Source organism: Nocardia sp. NPDC058497, assembly GCF_042720195.1.
Taxonomy (GTDB): domain Bacteria; phylum Actinomycetota; class Actinomycetes; order Mycobacteriales; family Mycobacteriaceae; genus Nocardia.
Window position 1 is genome coordinate 1 of sequence record NZ_JBHXMY010001075.1, and the last position, 1,002, is coordinate 1,002.

Annotated in this window: 1 pseudogene; it reads left to right on the forward strand. The window is 67.5% G+C overall.

The annotated features are described in order from the left end of the window. Positions 1 to 308 precede the first annotated feature (308 nt). Positions 309 to 950, forward strand: a pseudogene (locus tag ACFWPJ_RS33810) (copper resistance protein CopD); the annotation flags it as partial. Positions 951 to 1,002: the final 52 nt, after the last annotated feature.

The window sequence follows — 1,002 nt, forward strand, 5'->3', positions numbered from 1 at the left end:
ACACATATAACAACACCTCACTAATCGAACCAACCACAAAAATATTATAAAAAAAAAAAACAATAAAAATGAGCTACGGAGGCAGTGGCATCCACCTTGGCCGAACTCGGCCGCGGTGTCCAGCGCGAAAAGTATAGCGACCGACCAGATCGAGATCCGGGGTCGGGAGCGACGCCCCATCGGGGCGGCTCCGGGCATGCCGAACTACCCTCGTTGTCATGTCGTTATCGCAGGACCCCTCCGCTGGACCCGCCGAGGTCGGCGCGCCACCGGTGGACGCGGGTCGGGCGGCGCCGACAGGGAACGCCATGTCCTTCCGTGCACTGAGTGTCGTCGCGGGTGCGATGGCCGCCTTCGTCGCGGCCGTCGTGGTCGGGTTGTCCGCGGCGCAAGCCTTGAGTCTGCTGGGTATACCCGATCCGGGGCCGTTGACAACATATGGCTTGCCCGCGCTGCGGGCGGTGGCCGATCTGGCCGCGGCGGTCACCGTCGGCTCGCTGCTGTTCGCCGCGTTCCTGCTGCCCCCGCGTGACAGCGGGCTGCTCGAGGCGGGCGGCTACCGCGCGGTGCGCCGGGCCTCGGACGCCGCGCTGGTCTGGGCCGCGTGTGCGGCGCTGCTCGTGCCGCTGACGGTGTCGGACACGACCGGTCAGCCGGTCGGTGACATCTGGCGGCCGGAGAAGCTGTGGCCGGTGATCACGCAGGTCGAAGTGGCGGGCGCGTGGCGGACGACGACGCTGTTCGCGCTGATCGTTGCCATCGGCTGCCGGTTGGCGCTGCGCTGGGGCTGGACTCCGCTGCTGCTGGGCGGCTCGCTGATCACCATGATGCCGCTGGCGCTGACCGGGCATTCGTCCTCGGGTGGCGCCCACGATGTGGCGACCAACTCGTTGATCCTGCACATGGTGTCGGCGTCGGTGTGGGTCGGCGGCCTGGTCGCGGTGCTGGCCTAAGCCCTGCGTGGCGGTCACTGCGTCTATGTCGCGACCCCGCGGGTTAAGC